This window comes from bacterium, assembly GCA_016124905.1.
Classification (GTDB): Bacteria; Pseudomonadota; Alphaproteobacteria; order Rickettsiales; family RI-342; genus RI-342.
Genome location: WGMV01000017.1, coordinates 1 through 22,322, shown reverse-complemented (window position 1 = coordinate 22,322; position 22,322 = coordinate 1). Strand labels below are relative to the sequence as shown.

Here is a 22,322-nt window from a genome sequence, read left to right as displayed (position 1 = left end):
GTTATAGGAGTGGCTGAGCGGCGACCCGCAGCTAACCCGTTACGGTTGCTTCGTTTCCGACCTGGCCGGGTTGGCGGGGGCTACGCCCGCCGTCAGCCACCTCTGATTATGGGCCCTCCCCAAAATTAAGCAAGCTTAACCTTTGCTCAGGCCATAAAAAGCCTCACCTCCGCCTCCCGGCGAATCATCAGACCGGGCAGCTTGCGCCCCCCGGCATATACCCAGCGCCTCAGCTCATCCGGCACGGCAGCAACTTCCCCCCGGTTCAGCTTGCGCCGCAGGGTCGAGCGCTGTAACGCCCCAGCCCCGAGATTAAACGTAAAACTGACAAGCGCCCCCTGCTGGTTGTCGCTTAACGGCCATTGAACAAGCCTCAACACCGCCATCCGGGCCTGGTCTATATCCTGTGCCAGCAATCGCTCAGCATCTTCAGACGATATCGGACTGTCGATATGCTCGTCTCGTCTTATAAGGTGTCCCCAGCCGATCGTGGTATAACCCGCCGGGCAGAGATACGGCCTATCCGAAAACCCTTCATGCCGCTTGATAAAACCCGTTAGATCCATGCTCACGCTTTGGCCCGCTGCTGCATGGCACGGTGGCCGAAATAAAAGCTGATAATGGCGGCAAAAATAGCCTGATCTTCGGCGCTCCAGAGCAACCCGGCCATTTCAAACGCACTCGCCACAATTATTTGAAACTGCACCCACTGCAAAAGCTTGACGGCCGCATACAGGGCAAAAAACGCATAAGCCAGAATGGGTCGCACCGTGCCATTCAACGCATCCACCCATTTCACACCAATCGTGTAGGTACCATAGATAGCCTTTGTCGCTTCACTGTCCAGCTGCAGCCGCACCTCTTCCATGCGTTGACTCAGCCCCAGCTTCTGCTGCTCGAACTGCAGCCTCAGAATTTCCAGCTCATGCGCACGGTCGCGCTTGTCCTGAAACATCTTGAAGCATTCCGGCACCACGCTGCCGATAAAGCCAAGCAAACTGGCAAATAACGTAATGATCATGATCTGCCTTTCAACCTATCAATCTTTCCCTCGAGCCTTCCAAGCGTATCTTCCAGCCTCACCAGCTGGCGGGAAGTGCTTTCCTGCTGTGCCTCCAGCCTGACAATCCGCTCATAGATAAGCAGCCGCTCCTGAGAGGTTTTTTCCAGCTGGGAAATACGTGCCTCATGGTTGGAGACATGGCTGTCCAGCCGCGCCCCCCACCAGATGACACTTCCCGTTTGCACCAGAATGGTCAGCACCACCGCCACCGGAATATGCTTATCCAATATCCACCCCTGCCGGTAAGGCTGGGTCTTCAAGGGTGCCCCCATCATTGGATAACGCCGCCCGCCGCCACCCATTCATCCACCAGGCGCGCATGTTCCGTACCGCCCGGATAAGGCGCATAGCTCACATCGCCATCCAGCCAGCTTACCCGTATCTGGCCTTCACCGGCTGTTTCCACCGTCTGTATTTCCATTACTTCCTCCTAATATTCCGCATTGGCCGTGGCATGAATGCTGTAAAGCGCATTGTCGACAGAGGCTGCGTTATTATACAGCACAAAGCTCTGCTCACTCAGGTTGTTACTATCCACAATAACGGCCAGGTCGGTTCCGGCGCCCACATTCCGCCAGTTGGCGTTGCTGGCCTGGGGATTGTAGGTGGTGATGCTAGGCAATGCCCGCATGGGCACCGGCAGCCGCACTTGGGCGCATACGGAAAGGTTGGTGGTGGTGCCGGTGGCGGTCAGCATGATTGCGCCTTCCCTGCCCGTATTCTGCGCAGGGGTCACGCTGGCTCGAAAGCTTTTCCAGAAGTAACGCTGACAAAGCCCTAGCTCGGTTGCCATCTGCCTTCCTTCAAACGGCGTGGCAAAAGGTCCTCTCTCAAGCTGCACACCCCACAGCAGCAGGTTAAAGGTGGAACCCGAAGGCCCGCTGAAGATCAAGCCCAGATAGTCATTGGCATTGCTTCCCATGGTTTTCCCGCTGATGGAATCCAGCGTCCAGGTAAGGCGAAATCGCTGCCAGTTTGTAGTCAATCCTGCTGTTTGTGTGCTGGAATCGTTATTGGAAGATGGGCTCCCGCCGGTACCAAAACATTGACGCAAAAAACAGCTCAGCGTCATCGAGCCGGACACGGTGCGCGCGTAAAACGACACCGTCACCTGCTGGCCGCTCAACAGGCGCACATTCTCGATAGGCTGCATAAGATAGTTGCCGGTACCACCCGTGGTCTGGTTCCATTGCAGCGAATAAAGCGGCTGGGTGCCATCTCCCACACTTTCTCCCGGAGAAAATGCCGAGCGTGATACGGTGGCTGCCCCTCCGGAACCATAATTAAACTGCCAGCGGTCGGCGACGAATCCATTGCTGCCGAAACTCGTTCCCCGCTGCCATATGTCAAAAGCCCCGTTGATGATGGTATTGCGAAACCCTGCCAGGGGCCCCCCATTCAATGATTTGATCCGGGCGTCATTGATAACGGCATTGCCATTTCCAGGGTCGGCTTCATTCACGTCCACCACCAGCCCCTGCAACACGCTGAGGCGCTGAACACCGCCCGTCGCCACATCCAGACGGTCGGCTGCGCTGCGGTAAATCCCCGTGTTCTCATCGTTATAAAACGCATAGGCAGGCTGCCCGGCGGCACCATCCGCCGCCCGGTTGACGATATTACTCGGAACGCTCGCGTTCAGCGCGCTCAATGCACCCAGCGCAACCGCCGTCAGGTTTGAAGTCAGGCTGGATAGATCAACGGTTACCGTTGTATTGGGGCTGCCATACCCACTGTCGGCAATAGTGGCATAAAGGTCGGCCCCGTTATCCGTCAGCCGCACGCGTCGGCCTTTATGATAAATACCCGTCACATCTCCCGCCAGGGCAAAGCTGTTCGCGCTCAGATAACTCGGCTCATGCCCCAGATTCACCCATTGCGAATCGGCATACCAGGTGCGAATATCGGCCATCATCTGACGCGCGCAGTTATTCACCGCGCTCGGTGCCATGCCCTCCGGCCATCCATAGGGCGGCCCTGCGATATTATTGGCCGGATTGCTTGACCAGTCTTTGATTCCTGACATCTGTGATTCCTTTACTGTTACATTACAAGACCGAACAACCCACCAAGGCCGGCACCCAGCACCGAACCGATCCCAGGAATCATGGACCCCAGGGACAATCCCGTCAGTGCGCCGTTGATACCCTGCGCAAGCGGGTTAGGTTTGCTGGGCGTTGTCACGCTGCTGCTGCTGCTGCCGTAATTTCCCTGGATCAGCGCCATATAATCGGCCAGCATTTGTTTCGGCAGGTTGGCGTTGTAGTTATATTGGTTCATCTTGCTGTCCAGAACGGCCTGCGCCTGGTTATCCTGAATCGCACCCGCCGCGGCCAGGCGTTGTGAATCATTGTAATCGGCCTGGGCAAAAGCCGGCGCAGCCAAGGTGGCTGCGTTCTGGTTATTCCGTTCATCCCGGTAATTCTGATAGGCCATATCATTGGCAATATTGCCAAGAGCCGTTGCCAGCTCCGATTCACTGCGCGCCCGGCTGGTATCATAGGCGTTGCTTCCATAACGTCCGCTGCGCGAAAATTGCGCATCAACACCAGGCAGCACTGCATCCCTGTATTGGCGCATCACAGGGCTTAAGGCCGAATCAATAGCCTTGTTAAGATAAGGATTCTGATTGAGATATTGACCGCTAATGGTTTGCAGCATCTGGTTTTGCGCAGCACTTTGCAGGGGGCTTCCGTTCATGGCGCGCTGCTGTGTCATATAAATGGCCGCCTGTGTATCAGGAGACAGCGACGCAACCGTATTGCCCGAATAATATTGCGGCCAGAGATTCTTGTTATTGTAAAGCTGCGCCGCCTGTTGAAACCCGTATTTCAGATAAGACTGCTGCCCCACCCACGGGTCGGCCTGCTGCACAGTTGTTGTGCCGCCCGTTGCTCCCTTGCATTCGGCAATATCTCCCTCATGCTCCTCATGCTGGCATGCATCGGCAACCCAATTGCCCTCTGCATCCAGCACCAGTTTTGTCCATACCCGCACCATCATTCCTCCTTGGTGAATGTTTTTCTAATCACTGAATAAGCATGGCTGTATCCCACCCCGGCAAAGACCTTTTCCCAGCCTTTACGCCCCATCACGTCAACGGCGTCACAGCCATGCTGCCGTCCCCAATCCTCAATGCATTTCAACCAGCCGCACCACCGTGGTTGAAGGCAGCCTGCGCCATATTGCACCTGCACATGCAAGCTGGACGGATAACGGATCAACCGTGTCACGGCCGCTCCCGTCACACGCTCCCCGCCATCCAGCTCAATCCATAACTGCGCGTCACGCTGCCTGAGCGCCGCCAGCACATCCTTCATGGGCTCGCATATCTCCGCCCGCGCGAACGTCCGCTGCAATAAGGGCTCAACCTCTGGCCACCAGCGATCAAGCTCGTCCTGGCGCACACCGGTAAAGCGGTAACACGAATGCATGGGCTGGCTTTCGGGCAATAAAAAAGGGCGCCGGAGGCGCCCTTTCAAATCTATGTAAATCGCATCATTCCGTCGGCGCTTTGGCCGTCTTGGCATCTTCCGACCGAATCACCACACGGTAAATCGGCTGCTTGGGGTCCGGCTGCGCCGTTACGCCGGAAATACGCAGGCTGTCTTGAATGAAGCTGCTTTCCAGGCCGGAGGAAATGCTTTTCATCAATGCGTCAAACTTGGCCGCATCAATACGGTAAACTTTTAGAAACTCGCCTTCAAACGCTGTCTCGCTGGGCTTGTCGCCACCTTTTTTGATATCCACCACCACCGCATCAGTCGTCTTTCCATTTCCAAGAACCTTGGCGGAAATTTGCGTGGAATAGCCCAGGCATTGAACCCGCTGCGGCTCGTCATGGCATTCGCCTTCCTGAACGAAGAAGCTTTTCACCACAGCGCTTTCCTGGTCAAAATCCAGCAGGTTCGCTTGCTTCTGCACTTCCTTTACGGCACGCGGCGCGGCAATGGCCAACTGGTTGGCCACTTCTTTCGGATTCACGCCATCCACCACCTGGCCTTCCGCCAGCGCTTTCGCCGTGGGCGTGCTGGCAAAATGTTTCTGGATATCTTCCAGCAGCAGGTTGGCCTGCTCATATGCCTTAGCTTTCTCGGCATAGGTCGTCGCCTTAATCCCCGTATCCATGTGAACCTTGGCTTCGGCCAGCTTTGCTTTTGCGGCCTCATCCCGGTCCGTACAGGCACTCAGCATGCCGATGCAAAGAGCAGCGGCGGCAAAGCGGGAAACAAACGAACGGGTTACATAAGCACGCATAAAACACTCCTGAATGATAGGAGCAATCTATCCATCTGCATGGGAAACGCAACCACGCAGGTAGCGTTAACCAAGAATCACATAATCAAACAAACGGTCATTCACCGGCTGGCTGTCATGCGCCAGTGTAAAAGCGCCGTTGGTGACAATGGCGGTATAAACCGCTTGGGTCGCTATGGCTGCGCTGGCACTTCTGGGGCTTAACAGGATAACGCTTTTTGTACCGCAGCGCGGGTCAGCAACCACCGTGCTGGTGGCGCCCGGCTGAAGAGAAACCTCTCCCCCGGCTCTTATTTTTCCGGCACTGATGCGATTGATCGCATCGGCCAGTTCGCGCACATAATCTTCTCCCAGGCGGGAGTTTAATGGAGCTCGCATGGTTTTGCCCATAAAAAAGGCTTGCCGTCTGGCGGCAAGCCTTTGTTAAATAATAGGTTAAATTAAACAGTGCGGCCGGATGCCTCTGGCTGCCGCACTACACTGTTCACCAGCTCTGCAAAACTCTGCAGCTGCGCCCTAAGCGCCTGTTGTGTAAGGTTAAAATCAGATGCATTAAATACGCCGGATACGGCTTGAACCGCTTGATTTATATTCATTGTATCGCCTCCCAAACGATGAGAAAGGCATAACAAATCTTAATCTTTAAAACAAGCGTTTTAATATTTGCCAGCAGGTATGAGGCCTACACGCATACCTGTCGCCTTTTCCCAATCGCCTGAAAGGGTAAGCTCCACCGCATGACTGCACCCATGTGTCAGGCTGTCACACCACCCATAGTTATTGATGGCCGTAGCGCCGCCTAATACTAGTGGCCCGCGCGCATAGGCCCGCCCGCCCACGCGAACACTCACATCCCCACCCGTTACGGCCGGCATCACACCTTGCAGCAGAAAGGACTGCTCTCCGGCGATAATATCCCCCGTCAGCAAGGTCGCCTGCAATGCTTCACCATTGAAATTGGCAAGCCGGTGACTGGTGGTAAAAAATGCCAGCTGCCGGTCCTTACCCTGCCACACGCGGCTGTCCAGCGGATAGGGCAGGGTTTCAAGGCTGGCCGCAATCGCATCCAGATCTTCCAGACGGTAACTGTCGCCGAATAAGGGCAACAGCGTTTCGCTCTCCAGTTCTATCCAGCTCCACCGGTCCTGCTGCGTGTGGTACACCAGCAGCCGGTTGGCGAGGCCGTTTTGTCCTTTCTCCGGAAAGCTCCAGATCACCAGCGGCCGCACAGGGTCCGCGCATGCCTGAATGCGATGCAGGTAATTCCGGTCGATCAGATCGAAAAACCATTGATTGACCCGCCCCTCTCCTATCGGCAGGGAACGCACGCCGTCAAAACGGTAGAACCCGTCCTCGGCAAGGTAATAAATATCCTGCCCCACATTGGTCACGGCGCTTCCCGTCAATGCTCCGCGGCGGCGCTCTACCTCGGCGAAGGTGAAAATTTCCGGTGGGCCGACATATTCCATACGCACAATGGCATATTCCTGCAGAATGATACCGTAATTCTGGTGGCCGATCACCGCCTGCACTGCACCGCCTTCATTCTCAAGTCGCTGGAAATCCGCCTGCGTTGCAGCCGACCTCTCCCAGCTTGTAGGCGCATCAAGGCCGCTCCATTGCACCAGATTACCAGCCTCGGCTGTATGCCCGGCCATGATAAAGTTATTGATCACGGCAAGATGTTGTGCCGCGGGCGCATACGCATCAACCTCATCGAAATGAGCATCGGTGCCGATGAGGAAACTCTGAACAGGGTCGGCGCCGTTCGCTGCCAGCACGCGGTCGCCATATTGCACAAACTGCCAGCCCTGCTCCGTCCCTAGGTTATAAGGCATGCCTGGCCGCGTCACATCCTGCCATGCACCGGCATTCCGTTTGTACAATCGGGTCGCGGTCCCGGCGAATAAATGCGGGTTGCCTTCGCTATCATACAGAGCCACCGCTCCCAGACAGTCATCCGGCAACGCCTCGCCAATCTCAACCGGCTCACACCAGGGGGCATAACCGTTCATTTCCGGCACAAGGTTCTTGGCCTCCACCAGCCCAGGATTGGCATAGCCCGGCATATCGGGCAGCCACGGCCCAAACGCAATATCCTGCATCATGTCAGCACCTACCCTCGGAACGTATCACCAACGAGGAACTCGGCACCCGGCGCAGCTCATCCTCCTGCCGCATCGCATCCAGCACGCGGCTGAACATGCTGTCGTAATAGGCCATCGCATCCGGGTTCTGCAGTTGTGCCGCCACGGCGGAACAGGTGCCGTACAAATAAGCGTCCGGATGCTTCTCAAGCAGCCAGTTGGTAGGAGCCGCTTCGGTCAATGGCGTAACGGCCAGCGTATGAATCAGCTGAATGTCATATTCGCCGTCCGGCACGGGTGCCAGCCGCAGCTTATCGCGCTCAACGGCCATCATGATGGGCCGCCCATGGCAGCCGGCAATCTGTGTTTCCACCAATTGCGTCAGGCTCACCAACCCAAGCCGTGCGGGGCTGCCATCCAGCCATGCCTGCCGCACATGGCGGCTGCCCTGCGGCAGGTCGATCGTCGCCTGATTCGGGGTGGTGGTAAGGCTCGCCAGGCTTTCCATATCCAGCAGCCTCAATTCCCGGTTCATACGAGCTTCGGCTGCCTGAACCGCACGGGGAATCCGCCCGCTCAAATCGCTTCGTGAAAATTCGCTTTCCACCTCGGTCAGCAAATTCGTGTAATTGTCAATGATCGGCATGCGCCTCTCCTGCTGTGTTAGCTGTCTCGTAATAAGCCGGGATCATCGGGTGCACATAATCCAGCCTGCCGCAGTGCCGCACCTCTCGGCTCACGTCATGGTCCACATAAATGGGAATGCCGTGCTCCGCCAAACGCTGGCAGAAAAACCAGTCCTCACCCGTATACCTGCCCGTTTCGGCATTCCAGCCGATGGTAAACCAGGGCTCGGCGATGGCGCGAAACACATCCGCCTTCGCCAGCAAAATTCCTGTGCCGACAACGGCGACCGGCTCCAGCCCTTGTGATCCTTGCCTCGTATAACAACTGCTTCCATCCGCATAACGCGCGGTAGGTAACGGCGGCAGACATTTGGTGGCGCAATTGGCCGCCACCACCGGCAAGTCATGCGCCAGTAAACGGATGATCGTCTCCATGGGAAACCCCATATCGTCATCCAGAAACAACACATGCGTGCACTCACTGGCAAGCGCCTCTCTCACCATCTCCGTGCGCTGCGTCGGCAAAATACTGCCATGATGATTGAAAAGCTTGATGCTGGCCTGCAACCCTTCCGGCAGGGTGGTAGCGAATGCCAGTACCGCCATCGCCAGCGACTGTCCGAAATCCGCCTCCCATTGCCCACGCGTGGGAATGCAGATGCCGAGCTTGATATGCCGCCCCATGAAACCTCCTTCAAAACCCGCCGTCGCTGGTTCGCAAATAGGCATATTCCCCGCGCAACCGCCGCTTCAGTTCAGGCAAATTATCCGGTTGCAGCGCATCAAAGCCTTGCTTCAGCCAGCGGTGATAAAGCACCAGCGGAATGCTCGCCACGCGGCGCAGTTCACGGCTTTCGCTAAATCCCGTACCTTCCGCCCTCAGCCTGGCATTATGCTCCAGAAGCGGATCAACATCCTGCACATGGCGGATGGCAAAACGCTCTTCCGCCGGGTTAAAGTGAAACTCACTCACCACCCCGTTATGCGCATCGAGGATACGGCGCATGTTACTGGGTCAGTTCGGTAACATAACCGGCGCCGCCAGCGCTGGATTGGATAAACGCCACCTTGGCACCAGGGGCGATGGTAAAGACCTCCGGCACGCCGGCCTTAACAAACATGTCATTGACCGTGGCCGAAGGGCTGTCGCCCGAATTGCCGATTTTCACGAAGCAATCCGTCGTGCTGATAATGCGCACTGCCTGGATGTAATTGCCCACGCCGTTGGTAATGGCGGCAGATGCCGCGCCAATGGTCACTTTCTGCGTCACATCGGGTTTATAATGCGTTTGGTAACCACGCATAACTGTCTCCTTTAAAATAAAGCCGGTGCGGCTTGCCGCACCGGCACATGAAGTTAGGCGGTCAGATCGGCCACAACGCCGCTGGAAGCCTCGTTACGTGCTTCAAGCGTATATTCGGCGATTACCATGCTGCGCACATGGTCGCCCGTATCTGCCAGCGGTTTCTCCACGAAGGGTCGCAGATAAGCCACGCCCCACATGTCTTTTTGAAGAATGAAGGCCGAGCGGTCGCGCTGGAAGCGGTTGGGCACCACCTTGATGGCGCCGAAATCGCTTTCATAAATATCGATCGCGGCCACCAGGCGTTTGTCCTCGCCCGTATCCATGCGGGTGCTGTTGCCGGTAAAGGCAGAAACCTTCTGCTTGTTCTTGGAGCCGACCATCAGGATGTCCGGACGGCCGCCACTGGTCCACACTTTCTCGACCATGTCTTTCAGCAGCGTTTCGGTGAAGTCGCGCAACGCGCCGGTCGTCGCATCGGTCGCGGCCTGGGTGGTAGACCCGTTGGCACCGCCTGAAGCGCGGCTGGTATTGGTAGTGAACCATGCTTCCAGCGAACGCAGCTTTCGCGCCGTGGAGGCATTGCCCGCCAAGCTCGTCTGGTTGCGCACCAGCACGGCTTCCATGTCGCGCTTCAGCTCGTTACCGGCCTTTGCCACCTGATAGGCGGACTCCAGGGAACGGCCTGCCTTTTCCACCGCCTCCTGCGTGCCGGATACGATAACGGTTTTGCTGGAGATCTGGCAGGTATTGTCCAGACGGGTCGTCGCCGTAATGGCGCTGCCGCTGGCATCATCACCTTCAAGCTGGGCATTGCCGGCATTGACGGTGGCCAAAGCGTCGGTCTGCCATTCATGCTTCACGGCACGCGCGGTGCTTACATCCGCCACCATGCTGATGAAAGGCGTATCGATCGGAGAGATGTTGTAGATGGTGTCGAGCAGGGATTCACGGTTACCCTTGGCATCATAACTATCAAAAGTTTCGGTTGGTTGTGTCATGTTTGATCCTTGAATGTGGGTTGCAAAAAACCTGCCTCTCCATTCGGTTAGAGGCCGGTGTGTGCGGTGTGTTCACAAATGTGAAGACCGCAAAAATTATCGGTAACGGGATTCGATCAGCCTTGCCGCATCCTTCAGGCTGCCGCTTTGCCGCAGCTTTTCAAATGCTTTCTTGCGCGATTCAGCCTGTGCGCTATCCGCGGACCCTTGACCTTGCGCCTTCTGCAAGGTTGCAGCTTTTGCCTGTGGTTTCAGCACCGTTTCTTTACGGGCCATCAGCTCGTCATAGCGTCGCGCCTTATCCGCCACCATTAACGCACGATGATCGATAAGGTTCGATAATTCCTCGCCGCTATAGCCTTGGGTTTTCAGATAACCTGCCAAAGCCTGACGCGCGCCTGCATCGGCCAGTTCCGGCATTTTTTCCTTCAATGTCCTTGCCTCCTGCTGGAGCCGCTCCTTCAGTCCATCCAGCTTTTTCGCCGCGCTTTCCTGGTGTAACTGGTGCCGATGCGTCTGCCACGCCGCACGCTGATCGGATGAAAATCCCATCGCCTCAAGCAGCCCGTTACCGTCATCCCCGAGCAGGGCATCAAGTGCCGCAAGCCGTTCCTGTTCCCGCGCCCGCAACTGGCCGATCTCATCGCGCTCCTGCTGCAGGCTTTTACGGCTGTCTGCCAGTTCCTGTGTTTTTTTCGTATAATCGGCCTGACGCATATAGCCTTTGGCCAGTTCATTCACCGGCACGGCCTGCTCCTCGCCATCCAGCTTCACGCGCACCACAAGGTCGGATGAATCAACAGACTGGCTGCGCTTGTCAGAGATCTGCTGCGCCGCCTCACCCATGGTCAATTCGGCATCTGCCGGTTTCTCCGTATCTGCCTTCATGTCATCCACGCTCATTCCGTGCTTCCCTTTCCTGCTGTTGTTGTGCGGCCATCTCTGCTGAAATCACCCATTCCTGAAGCTGCGCTTCCAGCCGCAGCAACGCCTGCATGTCATGCCAGCATTGTTCCCGCTGTTCAGCCTCCTGCGCGCCAAGCCACACATCCTGATAGCGCCTCTTCAAGCCGGTGAAGCAATCCACCAGCAGTGGGTGCTCAAGCAGAGACTGCGCTTCATATCCCTTGGCAATCTCCCTGCGCAGCCGATGCTCATCCATGCGCGCTCTCATCCTCTTTCATAAGTTGCGCGGCCTGAAGCTTCGCCGCCTGCAGCTGCAGTTTCTCGCGCTCCAGCAGCATCTCATCGCGATGCTTCAGCACATCCAGTTCAAACTGCCGCTGGTCTTCCTGAGCCCTTCTGGCCAGATCGGCCTGCGCAAGCTGCAATGCTGCATCCGGTGCAGGAGGAGGTGCCGCATATAGCTGCTGTTGAAGTGCGATTTCCTGCAATCGCGCCAGCGGCTCACGGAAATAACGCCCCGCCTGCTTCAGCCCATAACATTCCACCAGGTCGGAAAGCGTATTATGAATGGACCCGATATCCACCAGAATGGCATTTTCACCCATTGCACCGCCCTGGATCTGCACAATCTTCTCCTGCCAGGCGGCAATCGCTTCCAGCGCCTGACGCCGCTCATCCAGCGCCACATTCCCAAGTCCGATGCTGATGGTCAGGTCACGTTTTTTCCGCCATGCGCGCGGGTCGATCAACACACGTCTGCCGTTCAGCTCCACCATGTGCTGCGAGCTTTCATATTTGGAAATCAGCGAAAAAATACGCTGGAATAATTCCTTGAAGCCTGTTTCGGCAAACACGCGGGCAATCAGCTCAATCTTCTGCTGCGCCGCTCCCATCAGGGCCGACATGCCGTAAATACTCTGGTCGCGCAGCGCGGCGGGGTCCAGCCCCTGCATGGTTTTGGAAACGCCGCTTCGCTCCTCACGCACACTGTCAAGGTAATCCAGCACCGGCAATGCCTGCTGCCCGACAAAGGGCACATTGAGCATCGTCACCGCCGATGGGTCGCCGCGCACAATACCGCCGATGCGCCCCGTCATCAGGTCATCCAAATTCACCCGGTGCTTATCCGCCACCACGCGCGGGTTGTTGGAAAGATACAACGAATCCAGCATCTGCCGCCAAAGCGCCGTCTTGATCTTTTGCAGCTCCATCACCAGTTCAGCAATGCTGCGCCCATAATGCCGGTGCGCCATCGGCAGCGCGGTAAGCGAGATGATCGGCACCGCATCCACCACATCATTGGCCAGCAGCGCACGCGCCTTGTCGCCCGCCAGCAGCACGCGGCGAAGCTCGGCAATGCCGTCGCCATTCACATCCACCTTGATGTAACATTCATACACCCACACGCGCCGCATGGACGGGTCGCCCTTATCCTCGCTTCGCGATGTCTGCCCTTCCAGATTGCGCGCGCGTGTCACGCCGTCCTGCGCACCATCCGCCTCGGCGGCGGCTTCCACCGCTTCGCGGTCATACCCGTCAATCAACAGGTCGCTCACCGTCCGGTATTCCCGGTGGCACACAAACGGGCATTCATTCAGGCCGATACCGTGATAATCAGCCGGCACCAGCACATGTTCCGGCGGCAGGGACTGCACCCGAATCTGGCTCGCATCATGTCGGCGAATCACCGCCAGGTCATGCAACAGGCGGCCATCCTCCTGCTCTACGCATTCATGGCGCAGCACGCGGATATCCGGGTCCGACAGAATCAGAAGCGCCTCGTCTTCCTCACGCCCGCTATATTCCTCGCGCTCCTCTTCCACCGACTCGTCCCACCACACCTTGAGGTAACCGTTCTTGTGCAGCAGCGCATCCTGAATCCAGCTATGCGTATTTAAAAAGCCGTCATTCTGCACCTGGTACACATGGCGGCAATAAGCCCCCACCTGCCGGGCGCTATCCACATCCTCATCTCCAACCGGGTGAAACTGCACGATGGATTTCTCACCGGTGAACTGGCGCATCAGGCTGGGCATCAACCAGTCGATGGTTTCCGCCACATCGGTGGACACCACCTTGCTTCTGCCCTCCACTTCGTTGCCGAGCGGCTTGCCCAGGAAATAATCCAGCACCTGCTCACGCTCACCCTGCAACTGCCCGGCAAACTGTTTCGCCGCATCCAGATGGCGCGTTACGATATGGACGAGTTCGTCGTCATTCATGCATCTCTCCTGATAATCAATGGTCAGACAACCCAGCTGGTGTCCGTTTTCAACAACGCATCCGCCCGCCCGGTAACGGCAAAACGCAGCATCATCATGGCATATCGCGTGGCGCAGATAAGGTCGTCGCGCTCTTTCACGATTCGCCCATCCTTGCGGTGATAGAGCCTGAACTCCTCCCACCAGTCCGCCAGATGCGAGAACACTTTGAGCCTGCCGGTCTGCATCCGCTCCAGCATCTCAAGCACCCCCGCTTCCACACCGTCACCACCATCCTCGAATGTTGCGCGCTCTGGCAGCATGTTTAAACCGTTTCGCCGGTATTGCGCGGCAAGCGGCTCGCCGCTGTCCTTGCTGTGTTGCAGCCCGTCATGCGGCCATGCCCATGGCAGGCTGGTTCCCCAGGCTTTCAAGGTTGCCGCATGCATCACGGGTGTTGCCTCCCGCAAGCGGTAGGCATGGGTCACATAGATGCAGTCCACATCCCGGTCCCACGCCAGTTGCACGGCCGCGGTGGGGTGATCCCAGCCAAAATCCAGCCCGCCGATACGCGCCCAGTGCGCCGGTATGGCAAAACTTTCCACTCCCACATCCCGTTCCTCTACAGGAAAAACCCGACCACTCCCAAGCCCCGGCACGCCATAAGCCCTCACCTGCCGCTCATGCGCTGGATAACTGGCCAATATAGCCTCCCGCTCTTCCGGCGAATAATGCCCCGCATCCTCAATCGTCATGCTGGTCACATGCGTACCTTCCGGTTGCGTCATCAGAAAGCGCCGCACCACGTCACTCATGCCAAGCAGCGGTGTAAAGCTCATCCACACCAGCCCGGCTCCCCGTGCCAACGCTGCGTTGGTGCGCGTCAATCCTTCCATATAAATGGTCAGGGGCGGCTCTTCATCGAACCATACCCAATCCAGCGTTTCGCCCTGCCATTTCTCACGGCCCTGATTATAGCTTTTAAACCCGATCAGCGACTGGCCGCCCGATGCATGCGCAATCCGCAGCATAGAGCCGCCTAAATCACCCACCAGAGAATCCCTGGGCACCGCCCCGCTGCCCACATCGCCGTCGCGCCCCAGTAGAATACGCATGGCGCTCCCCTGCAGTGCTTCCATCGTCACCCCGGCCACCCAGCCTGTTGTCGGCCGGTCAAATCGCCTGCCCTGCCACCAGTCCGGATAGAGCCCCGTGGCATGCATGGCTGTTTCAAAACCGCCCGCCCAGGTCTTCCCGAGCTGGTTACCGGCCATGAACAGCCGTTCCCGGTTATCCGCACCGGCTTCATGAAACCTCATCTGCTTTGCGTAAGGCCGGTAAGCATCCAGCTTGCGGTAATGCTTACGCTCCCATTTTTTCCGCAGGCATGCCCGTAACCGTGCTTTCTCCTGCAACGGCATAGCCACATTCCTTTATCAAACGCGCAATTTCATCGTCCAGCCGGTCTTCTTCAACCAGCAGGGCACCGTCCCCTCCGGCAACCGGCTGAAGCAGCCCGTAATGCTTGCCGAGCATTTCCAGCCCCTTCAAGGCGGCGGAGGCGTCAAACTGATAAAGCCCCGTCCATTCGCCTTTCCGGTCCATCACCGTTTCTGCCTGCATGCAACGCTCTACCACACCCTTCAGGCGTGAAACCCACCAGACCCGCTCATCCGGGGCAATCGTGACTGTGACTGGTTTCTTTGATGCGGCACGCGATGTTGCCTTACGTGCCATGCTCTGTCGCATCTCTTTGCATCATACATAAACTATAACATAAAGCGTGACGCTGGTGCAGGGGGGTTTGATAATTTTGTGGCATCCCCGCAACGCCGCCGCGAAAATCCAGCCCATCGGCAGCCAATACCAACTCGTTTCTTGACAAAAACCCGCCCCGGATGATTGCGTCGGTTAAACCACTGTTAAGGGCCGCCCATGGAGTCCGAACTTCTCGTCACGCCGCTTTATGCAGGCATTTTTGCGCTGATGCTTCTGGTGCTGAGCGCCATCGTCATCAGCAAGCGCCGCCGTCACAATATCCCGCTTCTTCATGGGGACCATCCTGAAATCATGCGCGCCATCCGCGCGCACGGCAACTTCACGGAATACGTACCCTTCGCCCTGTTCCTGATGCTGCTGATCGAGCTGAACGGCGCCCCGCGCCTCTTCATGCACGCTGTAGGCCTGACGCTTCTTGCCGGTCGCTTCCTGCATGCCTATGGCATTCTGGTGCTGGAAAACAAAAGCAAGGAAGAAGCCAAGACATCCTTTACCGGTCGTGTCGTCGGTATGGTGCTCACCTTCAGTGCGCTCGCCCTGACGGCCTGTTTCGCCATCTACCAATTCATCGGGCACGAGTTGGGCTATAACAGCGTAGCCGTCGTTTACTAACCCTTCAGCGTCAGCACCATGTAGTCACGCTGAACCATGGCCTTGCGTGCGGAATACCCAAGCGTTGCGGACACCTCATCCGCACGCATGCGGCAAATCGCTGCGGCCTCCTGACTGTTGTAATTAATCAACCCACGGCCAATTTCATGCCCGTGCGCATCACACATGCGCACGGCTTCACCTCGCTCAAACTGCCCGTCCACCTTGGTCACCCCTACAGGAAGCAGGCTTTTCCCTGCCTTCAGCGCCTGCAACGCGCCTTCATCCAGCCACAGGCTGCCTTTCACGCTCAATTGCCCGCCCAGCCAGCGCTTATGCGCATTCAGCGCCGTGCCTTCAGCCAGAAACACCGTATGTCGCTCTCCCGCCGCCAACCGGCTGAGCGGCGCATCCGCCTGCCCCTTCATGATAATCACCTGGCAGCCTGCGCGCATGGCCATGTCGGCCGCCTGCAATTTGGTCGCCATCCCGCCGGTGCCGAGCTGGCTCCCCGCGCCACCCGCATAGGATTGAATCTCCGGCGTAATCCGCTCAACCACGGGAATATGACGGGCCTCCGGCTTCGATGGGCTCATGTCGTATAACCCATCAATATCGGAAAGAATCACCAGCCCATCCGCTCCCGCCATCGCCGCTACACGTGCGGCCAGCCGGTCATTATCGCCCACGCGCATATCTTCCGTCGCCACCGTGTCATTCTCATTCACCACCGGCACCACCCCGGCGGAAAGCAACTCCTCCAGCGTGGCGGTTGCGTTCAGAAAATTCGCGCGCCGATCGCTATCCTGCGGTGTCAGCAGCAGCTGCGCCACGGCCATTCCTTCTTTGGCGAAGGCCTCATGATAAGCTGCCATTAGCAAAAACTGCCCGCAGGCCGCCAGCGCCTGTTTGCGCTCAAGCGTCTCGCCCTCTTTCAGGTAGCTGGGCGCATGCAGCCGCCCCATCGCCACCGCGCCGGACGACACTATCACCACCTGCTGTCCCTTATGCTGGCATGCACGAATGTCCTTTGCCAGCGCATGCAGCCATTCGGCGCGCGGCTTATCCTTGCCCATCACCGTGGATGAGCCGATCTTGATCACCATGCGCTTGAACATACGCGCCGCCTTACTCATCGGTAGATGCGAACGGGTCCCAGTTATCCATGGCAGGGGGAGCATCCTTCACTTTCTGCTCCTCACGATACTGGTCTATGGTTTCCAGCATCTTGAACAAAAGCGGCTTCAACCCGTCCGTCATTACGCCGGAGATGGTCCACACCTCCTGCTTGCTGGCTTTTTCCAGCGCCTTTTTCTTTTTGGTGATTTCTTTTGCATCCAGCGCATCGCATTTATTCAACGCAATCAATCGCGGCTTCTCATACAGCCCATGCCCATAGGCTTCCACCTCATGCGTCACCACGCGGTAATCCGCCACCACATCTTCCGCCGTGCCGTCAATCAGATGCAACAACACGCCGCAGCGTTCGGCATGGCCAAGGAACCTGTCGCCAAGGCCAATTCCTTCATGCGCCCCTTCTATCAACCCCGGCAAATCCGCCAGCACAAACTCACGCTCGCCCACATACACCACACCCAGCTGCGGCGTGAGTGTCGTGAACGGATAATCCGCAATCTTGGGCCGTGCGCGGCTGGTCGCCGCCAGAAAGGTCGATTTTCCCGCATTCGGCAACCCAATAAGCCCGGCATCCGAAAGCAGCTTCAACCGCAGCCATATGGTCAATTCCTGCGCCGCCTCGCCCGGCGTGGCAATGCGTGGCGCACGGTTGGTCGAGCTCTTGAAGCACAGGTTGCCAAGCCCTCCCTTGCCGCCTTCCAGAAACACAATGCGCTGCCCCTCTTCCAGAAGATCGGCCAGGATTTCTTCCTTATCTTCAGACAGTATCTGTGTGCCGATCGGCACCTTGATCACGCAATCCTTACCCGCCGCGCCATGGCAGTCGCTACCCATGCCATGCTCGCCGCGTCCCGCTTTAAAATGCTGCTGAAACCGGTAGTCGATCAGCGTATTCAGGTTATTCACCGCCTCGATGATCACATCGCCGCCACGCCCGCCATTGCCGCCGTTAGGGCCGCCAAACGGCAGGTTCCGCTCACGCCGAAAGCTCACGCAGCCGTTACCGCCTGCGCCACTTTGGACATAGATCTTTGCTTCATCTAAAAATTGCATGGAAACTTTAATCGCTTCATGTTCTTATTGCTCTCAACACACCTGTGAGCCTAGCTCAAGCAAAATCGCCCACTGATTGCGGAGACCCGCCATGCGCCTGCGCCTTCTAGCCCTTATCCTTACCCTGGCCGCCTCACCCGCTTTTGCCCAGGAAGCCTGGAAAACCCAGCGATACGATGGCTCCGCCAATGCCCGCACAGTAGACCGCGCCACTTCCGGCACCAAAGCCTACGATCCTTCCCAGACCGCCACCCCGGCCTACGACCCCAAGGCCGTCAAAGCCAAGGATTACAACCCCAAAGACACCTACAATCCCGAAACCTACCAAAGCGAAGCCGATAAAAAGAAAGAAAAAGAGGAAAAGGAAAAAAAGAAAAAGCGGCGTGAGGCCCTTCAACAGGAAGAGCCCAAAACCGGCACCGAACCACAATAAGGCAACGCCTTAATTGTAGGTCAGCGCCAGTTGCTCGCCGCGCAGCATCTCATCAACGGCCTGCGCATTGAACGTGGCATCATGGAAATAGACCGGTGCCCGTTCGAAAATCCCCACACAGGCCGTGAAGGCGGCATGCGCATCACGGTAATTCGGTGAATCCGGCGCCAGGTTTTTGCCATCCTTGAATTGCAGCAGATATTCCCGTGCACGGTCGGCATTCTGCATCTGAATGCCCAGTTCCACCTTCAAACCAGGAGCAAGCTCATCATACAAATCTGAACGATGTACCTGGCGCAGATGGTCAAACATCTCGGCACCATTGAAATCCATCTGCCCGCCCGGATAGGCAATACCATTCAATTCATAAATAGCCTCGCCATGCCCAACGCGCAAATCATGCAGAAGCGCGCGCACCACCGGCAGGCACAGGGCATGTTCAAGTTGGAAATAAGCCAGCTGACGCACCGCCCCACGCTCATGCTCCACCAGCTTCGTCACATGGGTCCAGGTCTTTCCTTCATCGAACGAAACCTTGTTCGTCTGCTGGTCAAGCTGCCCGCCCAGCCCTTTCCACGCCACATCGAAATTCGCCATCACCAGCGCATAAGCACTGCGCAGCAGCATTTCCTGGAATTTGGGCGAGGCCTGCGTCAGAATTTCCAGTTTTTCCAGGTTATCGCGGTTGAACGTCTGCTCAATCAGACCGTTGAGATTCCCACCCAGCATCGCGTGGTAGGCATCCTCCTGCGAAATCTCATCCGGGTTGCCATGAAACATGGTTGAAATCATGCTGTTCGAAATAGTCCCGGCCAATGCCTTCCCCACGCCGATATAAAGCGGCGCGCAGCTGCCCGCCACGTTCAACGCAAGGTTATAACCGATGGCACGGCTATCCTGGTGCTTTTGCACCACTTCCTTCGGTTTTTCCTCAACAGCGGCCACTTCACCGGCTGCGGGCTCCACGCGGTCGCGGCTGTCTTTACGTGCGCTATGGTTTCCAACGGCGGAAACAAGTTTATGTGCCGCGCCTTCCTGGAAATATTCGCCAAAATCGGTTGCGACACCCCGCTCGCCGAATATTTTGCGGTAATAATGCACGCCATTCGTGCAGCGTTCCTTGATTTCCTTCCACTGCGGCTCGCCTTCGCGGGGTTGCAGCAACTGGTTGCCAATCACCACTTCCTGCGTTTTTCCCGTACCTTTTTGCATGGTGGCGCGGGTGTTGCCGCTGAAATATTGAAGGATGTTGTTTACCTGCGTGGCCTCTACCCGATCAGCCACAACCTGGCGCAACCCTTCCCACATCAATGATACGCCCTGAAACGTAGCCTGCTGCTGCAAGCCGCCATCCTTACGGAATACGCTTCCACCCTCACCGGCATAAAGCTGCACCAGCACACCGTGGCGCAGGCCCTGAAGAATAGCGTGCTCTTTGGCCCGCTCAAGCAAAGGCACAATACAAGCACCGCTGCTCTTGATCGAGTCACTGCCCGCATACATCACGGTCTGCTTTTTCTCGAGTGGGCGGTTGAGAATATCCGCGCTCACGCCAAGCCCACCCTTCTCATGCCCGGGCGAACGGGTGGCAAACTCGCTGTCAATACCCATTGCCTTTAAAATATCATTCGGCGTCACCGGGTGAGATTGTTTGGTCTCAGGATCAATGGCATACACCAGCGGGGCGTGGTGAATGCGGTCCTTGGAGTTTTCTTCCTGCCCATTCACCGGGTCCAGCAGCTGCGCCAGCCAGTCTTCATTGAAAATATCGCCCGTGATATCCTTGTTATCGATGATTTCCTTCCAGCCTTCAAACAGCGGCACGATGTGGGTTTTAACGGCGGGCCGGTCCCCATGCGCCGTAGCCTGTAAAAACAGGCGCACCTTCAGGATGTCATGAATCCCTTCGCATTCCGCAATGATATAATCCTCAATCGCCCCGGGATATTCATTGGCCAGCCAGCAGGATTTAAGCGTTTCATAGGCCAGACGTTTTTCTTTGGGAACATGTTTATTCTGCGCAATCTCCTGTCCAACGCCATCCAGCCACATGGCGACCGTGCTGCGCAGATTACTTGCATATTCATCGCTCACTTCAAGGCATCGCGCCATCACATGTTCGGCAAATTCCGGTTCCAGCTCCCGCTGCCTCAACAGATATTCCATTTTCGGCAACACACCGTCAATTCGCTGTAAGCTCTCCAGAATGTCCGCCTTCTCATCATTCTGATGGTTGGCATCAATCCATTCACCTACCGCCTTCTCAGCATCACGCACAAAATCAGGGTCACTTGCCGTAAGCGCTGCAATCCCACCGGTCAGTGATTCTGGCGTTAGCCAGCCCTCCGCCACCATATAGTCATACGTCACATTGTGCCGGTCGCGGTTCTGGCGCAATTGCGGGTGCGCCGCATAGCCGCGCATGTTCGCCGCCTGAACGCGCAGCGCATCCAGCGTGGTCATGCGGTATATTCCTTCATTATTCGGCAATTGAACCGTGGCGATCTCGGGAAGATACGGGTTCAGCCATTGGCGCCATGCATCCAGCTTTTCAACAAAAGCCTTATTGTCCGTAAGAATGGGCGAAAGCTCCGCTTCTTTCCACTCAGCCAGATTGGCCATGAAGGCATCCGTCACCATATTGGCCAGCGAAGGCAACCCCTTCTCACCCGCCGCATAACGTTCCAGCAGCTCGTCCAATGTGGTGAATCCTTTAGTCTTGGCTTCGGCGGCAATATCCGCCAGCCTGCCGCGAATGGCCCCGGCCATCGGCTGAAACGCGTCATCTTTGGTGAGAAGATAAACGATTTCCTGGTTTGCCATCCCGCTCAGTGCCTGGAACATCGATTGCCCGGCCTGCTGAATGATGTCCTGTAACGACTTGCGATAGAACCCGGTTGCGGCATCACGATATTCGTAAATAGCCTTCTCAATTTCCACCGCCGTCACATTGTCCTTGTTGTCGCGGTCGCCACCAGCCCAGCTGTCAATCTGCAGCAGCCTGTCAAACACGCTCAAATCATACAGGTTTTGTTGATTAAACAGCCGGTAACGCTCCGCGAAGGACTGGCCGCCCATCTGCTTGTTCTGGGGCGCATCGTCAGCATATCGCTGATCAAGGCGGTTCTCCGCCTGCACATAGCGCTTCATCAGCTCGGGCACTGCGCCGATGATTTCCAGCGCGAAATCCGCAGCACGGCGCACTTCACCATTTACCGTCAGCTTGGTCGTGGGCTTGCCTAGGTCGGGAATCACCCAATCCTTGCCGCGATAATAAACGCGATCGCCTGCGCGGTTCTGATCATCCCTTTCCTGCAGTTCCCGGGCAATCTGCTCGCGGATAATAACAGCCTCGGGATGCGCATCCAGAGCATCCTTCAGGGAATATTCATGCTGGTTCTTCTGCGCAGCCTCGTATGCCGCATTACCAAGACTGCTCGCGCCTGCCCGATAGATGTCAGAATAGGTGTAATTGGCCAGATCCAGCGGGTCCTTGCCCGGCTTAAGGAAATAATCATGCCCATCCAGGGCAATCACATCCGTCTCCACCCATGCGTCAACCGGAAGATCGTAATAGTAATGCGTCAGATCGGTCATGACGAACTGATCCAGCAGCGCATCCAGCACCTGGTCGAATTTCATTTTAGAGTTTAATTCGCTGTAGCGCCCAACCACGCGCTGGCTCACCTGCCCGGTTGCCGCATATTCCTGCATCAGGTCCTGGATATCGAAAATCAGCCACATCATGCGGTTGCTAAGGTTCTGCGTCGGGTGTGCCGTCATCACAATATGCGTGCGGAAATGCGGTGCAACGCCTTCCAGCAGCTCATCGCCCTCACCACGGTTGGCGGCGTTTATATACCGCTCGCCTGCCAGACGGTTAT

At 57.0% G+C, this 22,322-nt stretch carries 24 protein-coding genes and 1 other RNA gene; 2 read left to right on the top strand and 23 right to left on the bottom strand.

Going from position 1 to position 22,322, the window contains the following annotated elements; genetic code table 11:
- Window positions 1-5: 5 nt before the first annotated feature.
- The 20 genes from ffs to GC177_05295 form a co-directional block, all read right to left on the bottom strand.
- Window positions 6-101: signal recognition particle sRNA small type (gene ffs, locus GC177_05390), an RNA gene on the bottom strand.
- A gap of 45 nt (window positions 102-146) precedes the next feature.
- Window positions 147-566: a glycoside hydrolase family protein gene (locus GC177_05385; protein ID MBI1275388.1), complete on the bottom strand. Its 420-nt coding sequence runs from the start codon at window positions 564-566 to the stop codon at window positions 147-149.
- Window positions 567-568: 2 nt separating this feature from the next.
- Window positions 569-1,021: a hypothetical protein gene (locus tag GC177_05380; protein MBI1275387.1), complete on the bottom strand. Its 453-nt coding sequence runs from the start codon at window positions 1,019-1,021 to the stop codon at window positions 569-571.
- Window positions 1,018-1,323, bottom strand: coding sequence for a hypothetical protein (locus tag GC177_05375; GenBank protein MBI1275386.1), 306 nt, complete (start codon window positions 1,321-1,323; stop codon window positions 1,018-1,020). Before GC177_05375 ends, GC177_05380 begins: the two co-directional genes overlap by 4 nt.
- A gap of 170 nt (window positions 1,324-1,493) precedes the next feature.
- On the bottom strand, window positions 1,494-3,089 hold the full coding sequence (locus tag GC177_05370; protein MBI1275385.1) for a hypothetical protein: 1,596 nt from the start codon (window positions 3,087-3,089) through the stop codon (window positions 1,494-1,496).
- Between the two features lie 17 nt (window positions 3,090-3,106).
- Complete coding sequence (locus GC177_05365) at window positions 3,107-4,066, bottom strand: hypothetical protein (protein MBI1275384.1); 960 nt, start codon at window positions 4,064-4,066, stop codon at window positions 3,107-3,109.
- On the bottom strand, window positions 4,063-4,497 hold the full coding sequence (locus tag GC177_05360; protein ID MBI1275383.1) for a hypothetical protein: 435 nt from the start codon (window positions 4,495-4,497) through the stop codon (window positions 4,063-4,065). The genes GC177_05365 and GC177_05360 overlap by 4 nt, the downstream gene beginning before the upstream one ends.
- 64 nt (window positions 4,498-4,561) lie before the next feature.
- Entirely contained in the window at window positions 4,562-5,320 is a 759-nt protein-coding gene (locus GC177_05355; protein ID MBI1275382.1) for a hypothetical protein, read from the bottom strand.
- A gap of 66 nt (window positions 5,321-5,386) precedes the next feature.
- Window positions 5,387-5,710 carry a hypothetical protein gene (locus GC177_05350; GenBank protein ID MBI1275381.1) on the bottom strand — a complete coding sequence of 108 codons (324 nt, stop codon included), beginning with the start codon at window positions 5,708-5,710 and terminating at the stop codon, window positions 5,387-5,389.
- Between the two features lie 266 nt (window positions 5,711-5,976).
- Window positions 5,977-7,428: a hypothetical protein gene (locus GC177_05345; GenBank protein MBI1275380.1), complete on the bottom strand. Its 1,452-nt coding sequence runs from the start codon at window positions 7,426-7,428 to the stop codon at window positions 5,977-5,979.
- 1 nt (window position 7,429) lies between these two features.
- A complete protein-coding gene (locus tag GC177_05340; GenBank protein MBI1275379.1) occupies window positions 7,430-8,053 on the bottom strand; it encodes a hypothetical protein in 624 nt (207 codons plus the stop codon).
- A complete protein-coding gene (locus GC177_05335) occupies window positions 8,040-8,717 on the bottom strand; it encodes a hypothetical protein (GenBank protein MBI1275378.1) in 678 nt (225 codons plus the stop codon). Before GC177_05335 ends, GC177_05340 begins: the two co-directional genes overlap by 14 nt.
- Before the next feature lie 10 nt (window positions 8,718-8,727).
- Window positions 8,728-9,039, bottom strand: coding sequence for a hypothetical protein (locus tag GC177_05330; protein ID MBI1275377.1), 312 nt, complete (start codon window positions 9,037-9,039; stop codon window positions 8,728-8,730).
- 1 nt (window position 9,040) lies between these two features.
- Window positions 9,041-9,337, bottom strand: coding sequence for a hypothetical protein (locus GC177_05325; GenBank protein ID MBI1275376.1), 297 nt, complete (start codon window positions 9,335-9,337; stop codon window positions 9,041-9,043).
- A gap of 53 nt (window positions 9,338-9,390) precedes the next feature.
- Window positions 9,391-10,338, bottom strand: coding sequence for a head protein (locus GC177_05320; protein MBI1275375.1), 948 nt, complete (start codon window positions 10,336-10,338; stop codon window positions 9,391-9,393).
- Between the two features lie 96 nt (window positions 10,339-10,434).
- Window positions 10,435-11,241, bottom strand: coding sequence for a hypothetical protein (locus tag GC177_05315; protein MBI1275374.1), 807 nt, complete (start codon window positions 11,239-11,241; stop codon window positions 10,435-10,437).
- Window positions 11,228-11,500, bottom strand: a complete 273-nt coding sequence (locus GC177_05310) for a hypothetical protein (protein ID MBI1275373.1) — start codon at window positions 11,498-11,500, stop codon at window positions 11,228-11,230. The genes GC177_05315 and GC177_05310 overlap by 14 nt, the downstream gene beginning before the upstream one ends.
- The gene (locus GC177_05305) at window positions 11,493-13,466 is read right to left on the bottom strand and encodes a hypothetical protein (GenBank protein MBI1275372.1); all 1,974 of its coding nucleotides are present in this window, start codon (window positions 13,464-13,466) and stop codon (window positions 11,493-11,495) included. Before GC177_05305 ends, GC177_05310 begins: the two co-directional genes overlap by 8 nt.
- Window positions 13,467-13,489: 23 nt before the next feature.
- Window positions 13,490-14,866, bottom strand: coding sequence for a DNA packaging protein (locus tag GC177_05300; GenBank protein MBI1275371.1), 1,377 nt, complete (start codon window positions 14,864-14,866; stop codon window positions 13,490-13,492).
- Window positions 14,808-15,182 carry a hypothetical protein gene (locus GC177_05295; GenBank protein ID MBI1275370.1) on the bottom strand — a complete coding sequence of 125 codons (375 nt, stop codon included), beginning with the start codon at window positions 15,180-15,182 and terminating at the stop codon, window positions 14,808-14,810. The genes GC177_05300 and GC177_05295 overlap by 59 nt, the downstream gene beginning before the upstream one ends.
- A gap of 198 nt (window positions 15,183-15,380) precedes the next feature.
- Between GC177_05295 and GC177_05290 the strand changes: the two genes are divergently transcribed.
- Window positions 15,381-15,836 carry a glutathione metabolism protein gene (locus tag GC177_05290; protein ID MBI1275369.1) on the top strand — a complete coding sequence of 152 codons (456 nt, stop codon included), beginning with the start codon at window positions 15,381-15,383 and terminating at the stop codon, window positions 15,834-15,836.
- Here the strand turns inward: GC177_05290 and GC177_05285 are convergent.
- Both GC177_05285 and obgE read right to left on the bottom strand, forming a co-directional pair.
- Window positions 15,833-16,951 carry a glutamate 5-kinase gene (locus GC177_05285; GenBank protein MBI1275368.1) on the bottom strand — a complete coding sequence of 373 codons (1,119 nt, stop codon included), beginning with the start codon at window positions 16,949-16,951 and terminating at the stop codon, window positions 15,833-15,835. The genes GC177_05290 and GC177_05285 overlap by 4 nt on opposite strands.
- A complete protein-coding gene (gene obgE / locus GC177_05280; protein ID MBI1275367.1) occupies window positions 16,944-18,005 on the bottom strand; it encodes a GTPase ObgE in 1,062 nt (353 codons plus the stop codon). The genes GC177_05285 and obgE overlap by 8 nt, the downstream gene beginning before the upstream one ends.
- Before the next feature lie 91 nt (window positions 18,006-18,096).
- On the opposite strand from obgE, the gene GC177_05275 reads away from it, so the two are divergent.
- Window positions 18,097-18,438: a hypothetical protein gene (locus GC177_05275; protein ID MBI1275366.1), complete on the top strand. Its 342-nt coding sequence runs from the start codon at window positions 18,097-18,099 to the stop codon at window positions 18,436-18,438.
- A gap of 9 nt (window positions 18,439-18,447) precedes the next feature.
- On the opposite strand, the gene GC177_05270 is transcribed toward GC177_05275, so the two are convergent.
- A partial coding sequence (locus tag GC177_05270) for a phosphoenolpyruvate carboxylase (GenBank protein MBI1275365.1) occupies window positions 18,448-22,322 on the bottom strand: 3,875 nt, incomplete at its 5' end.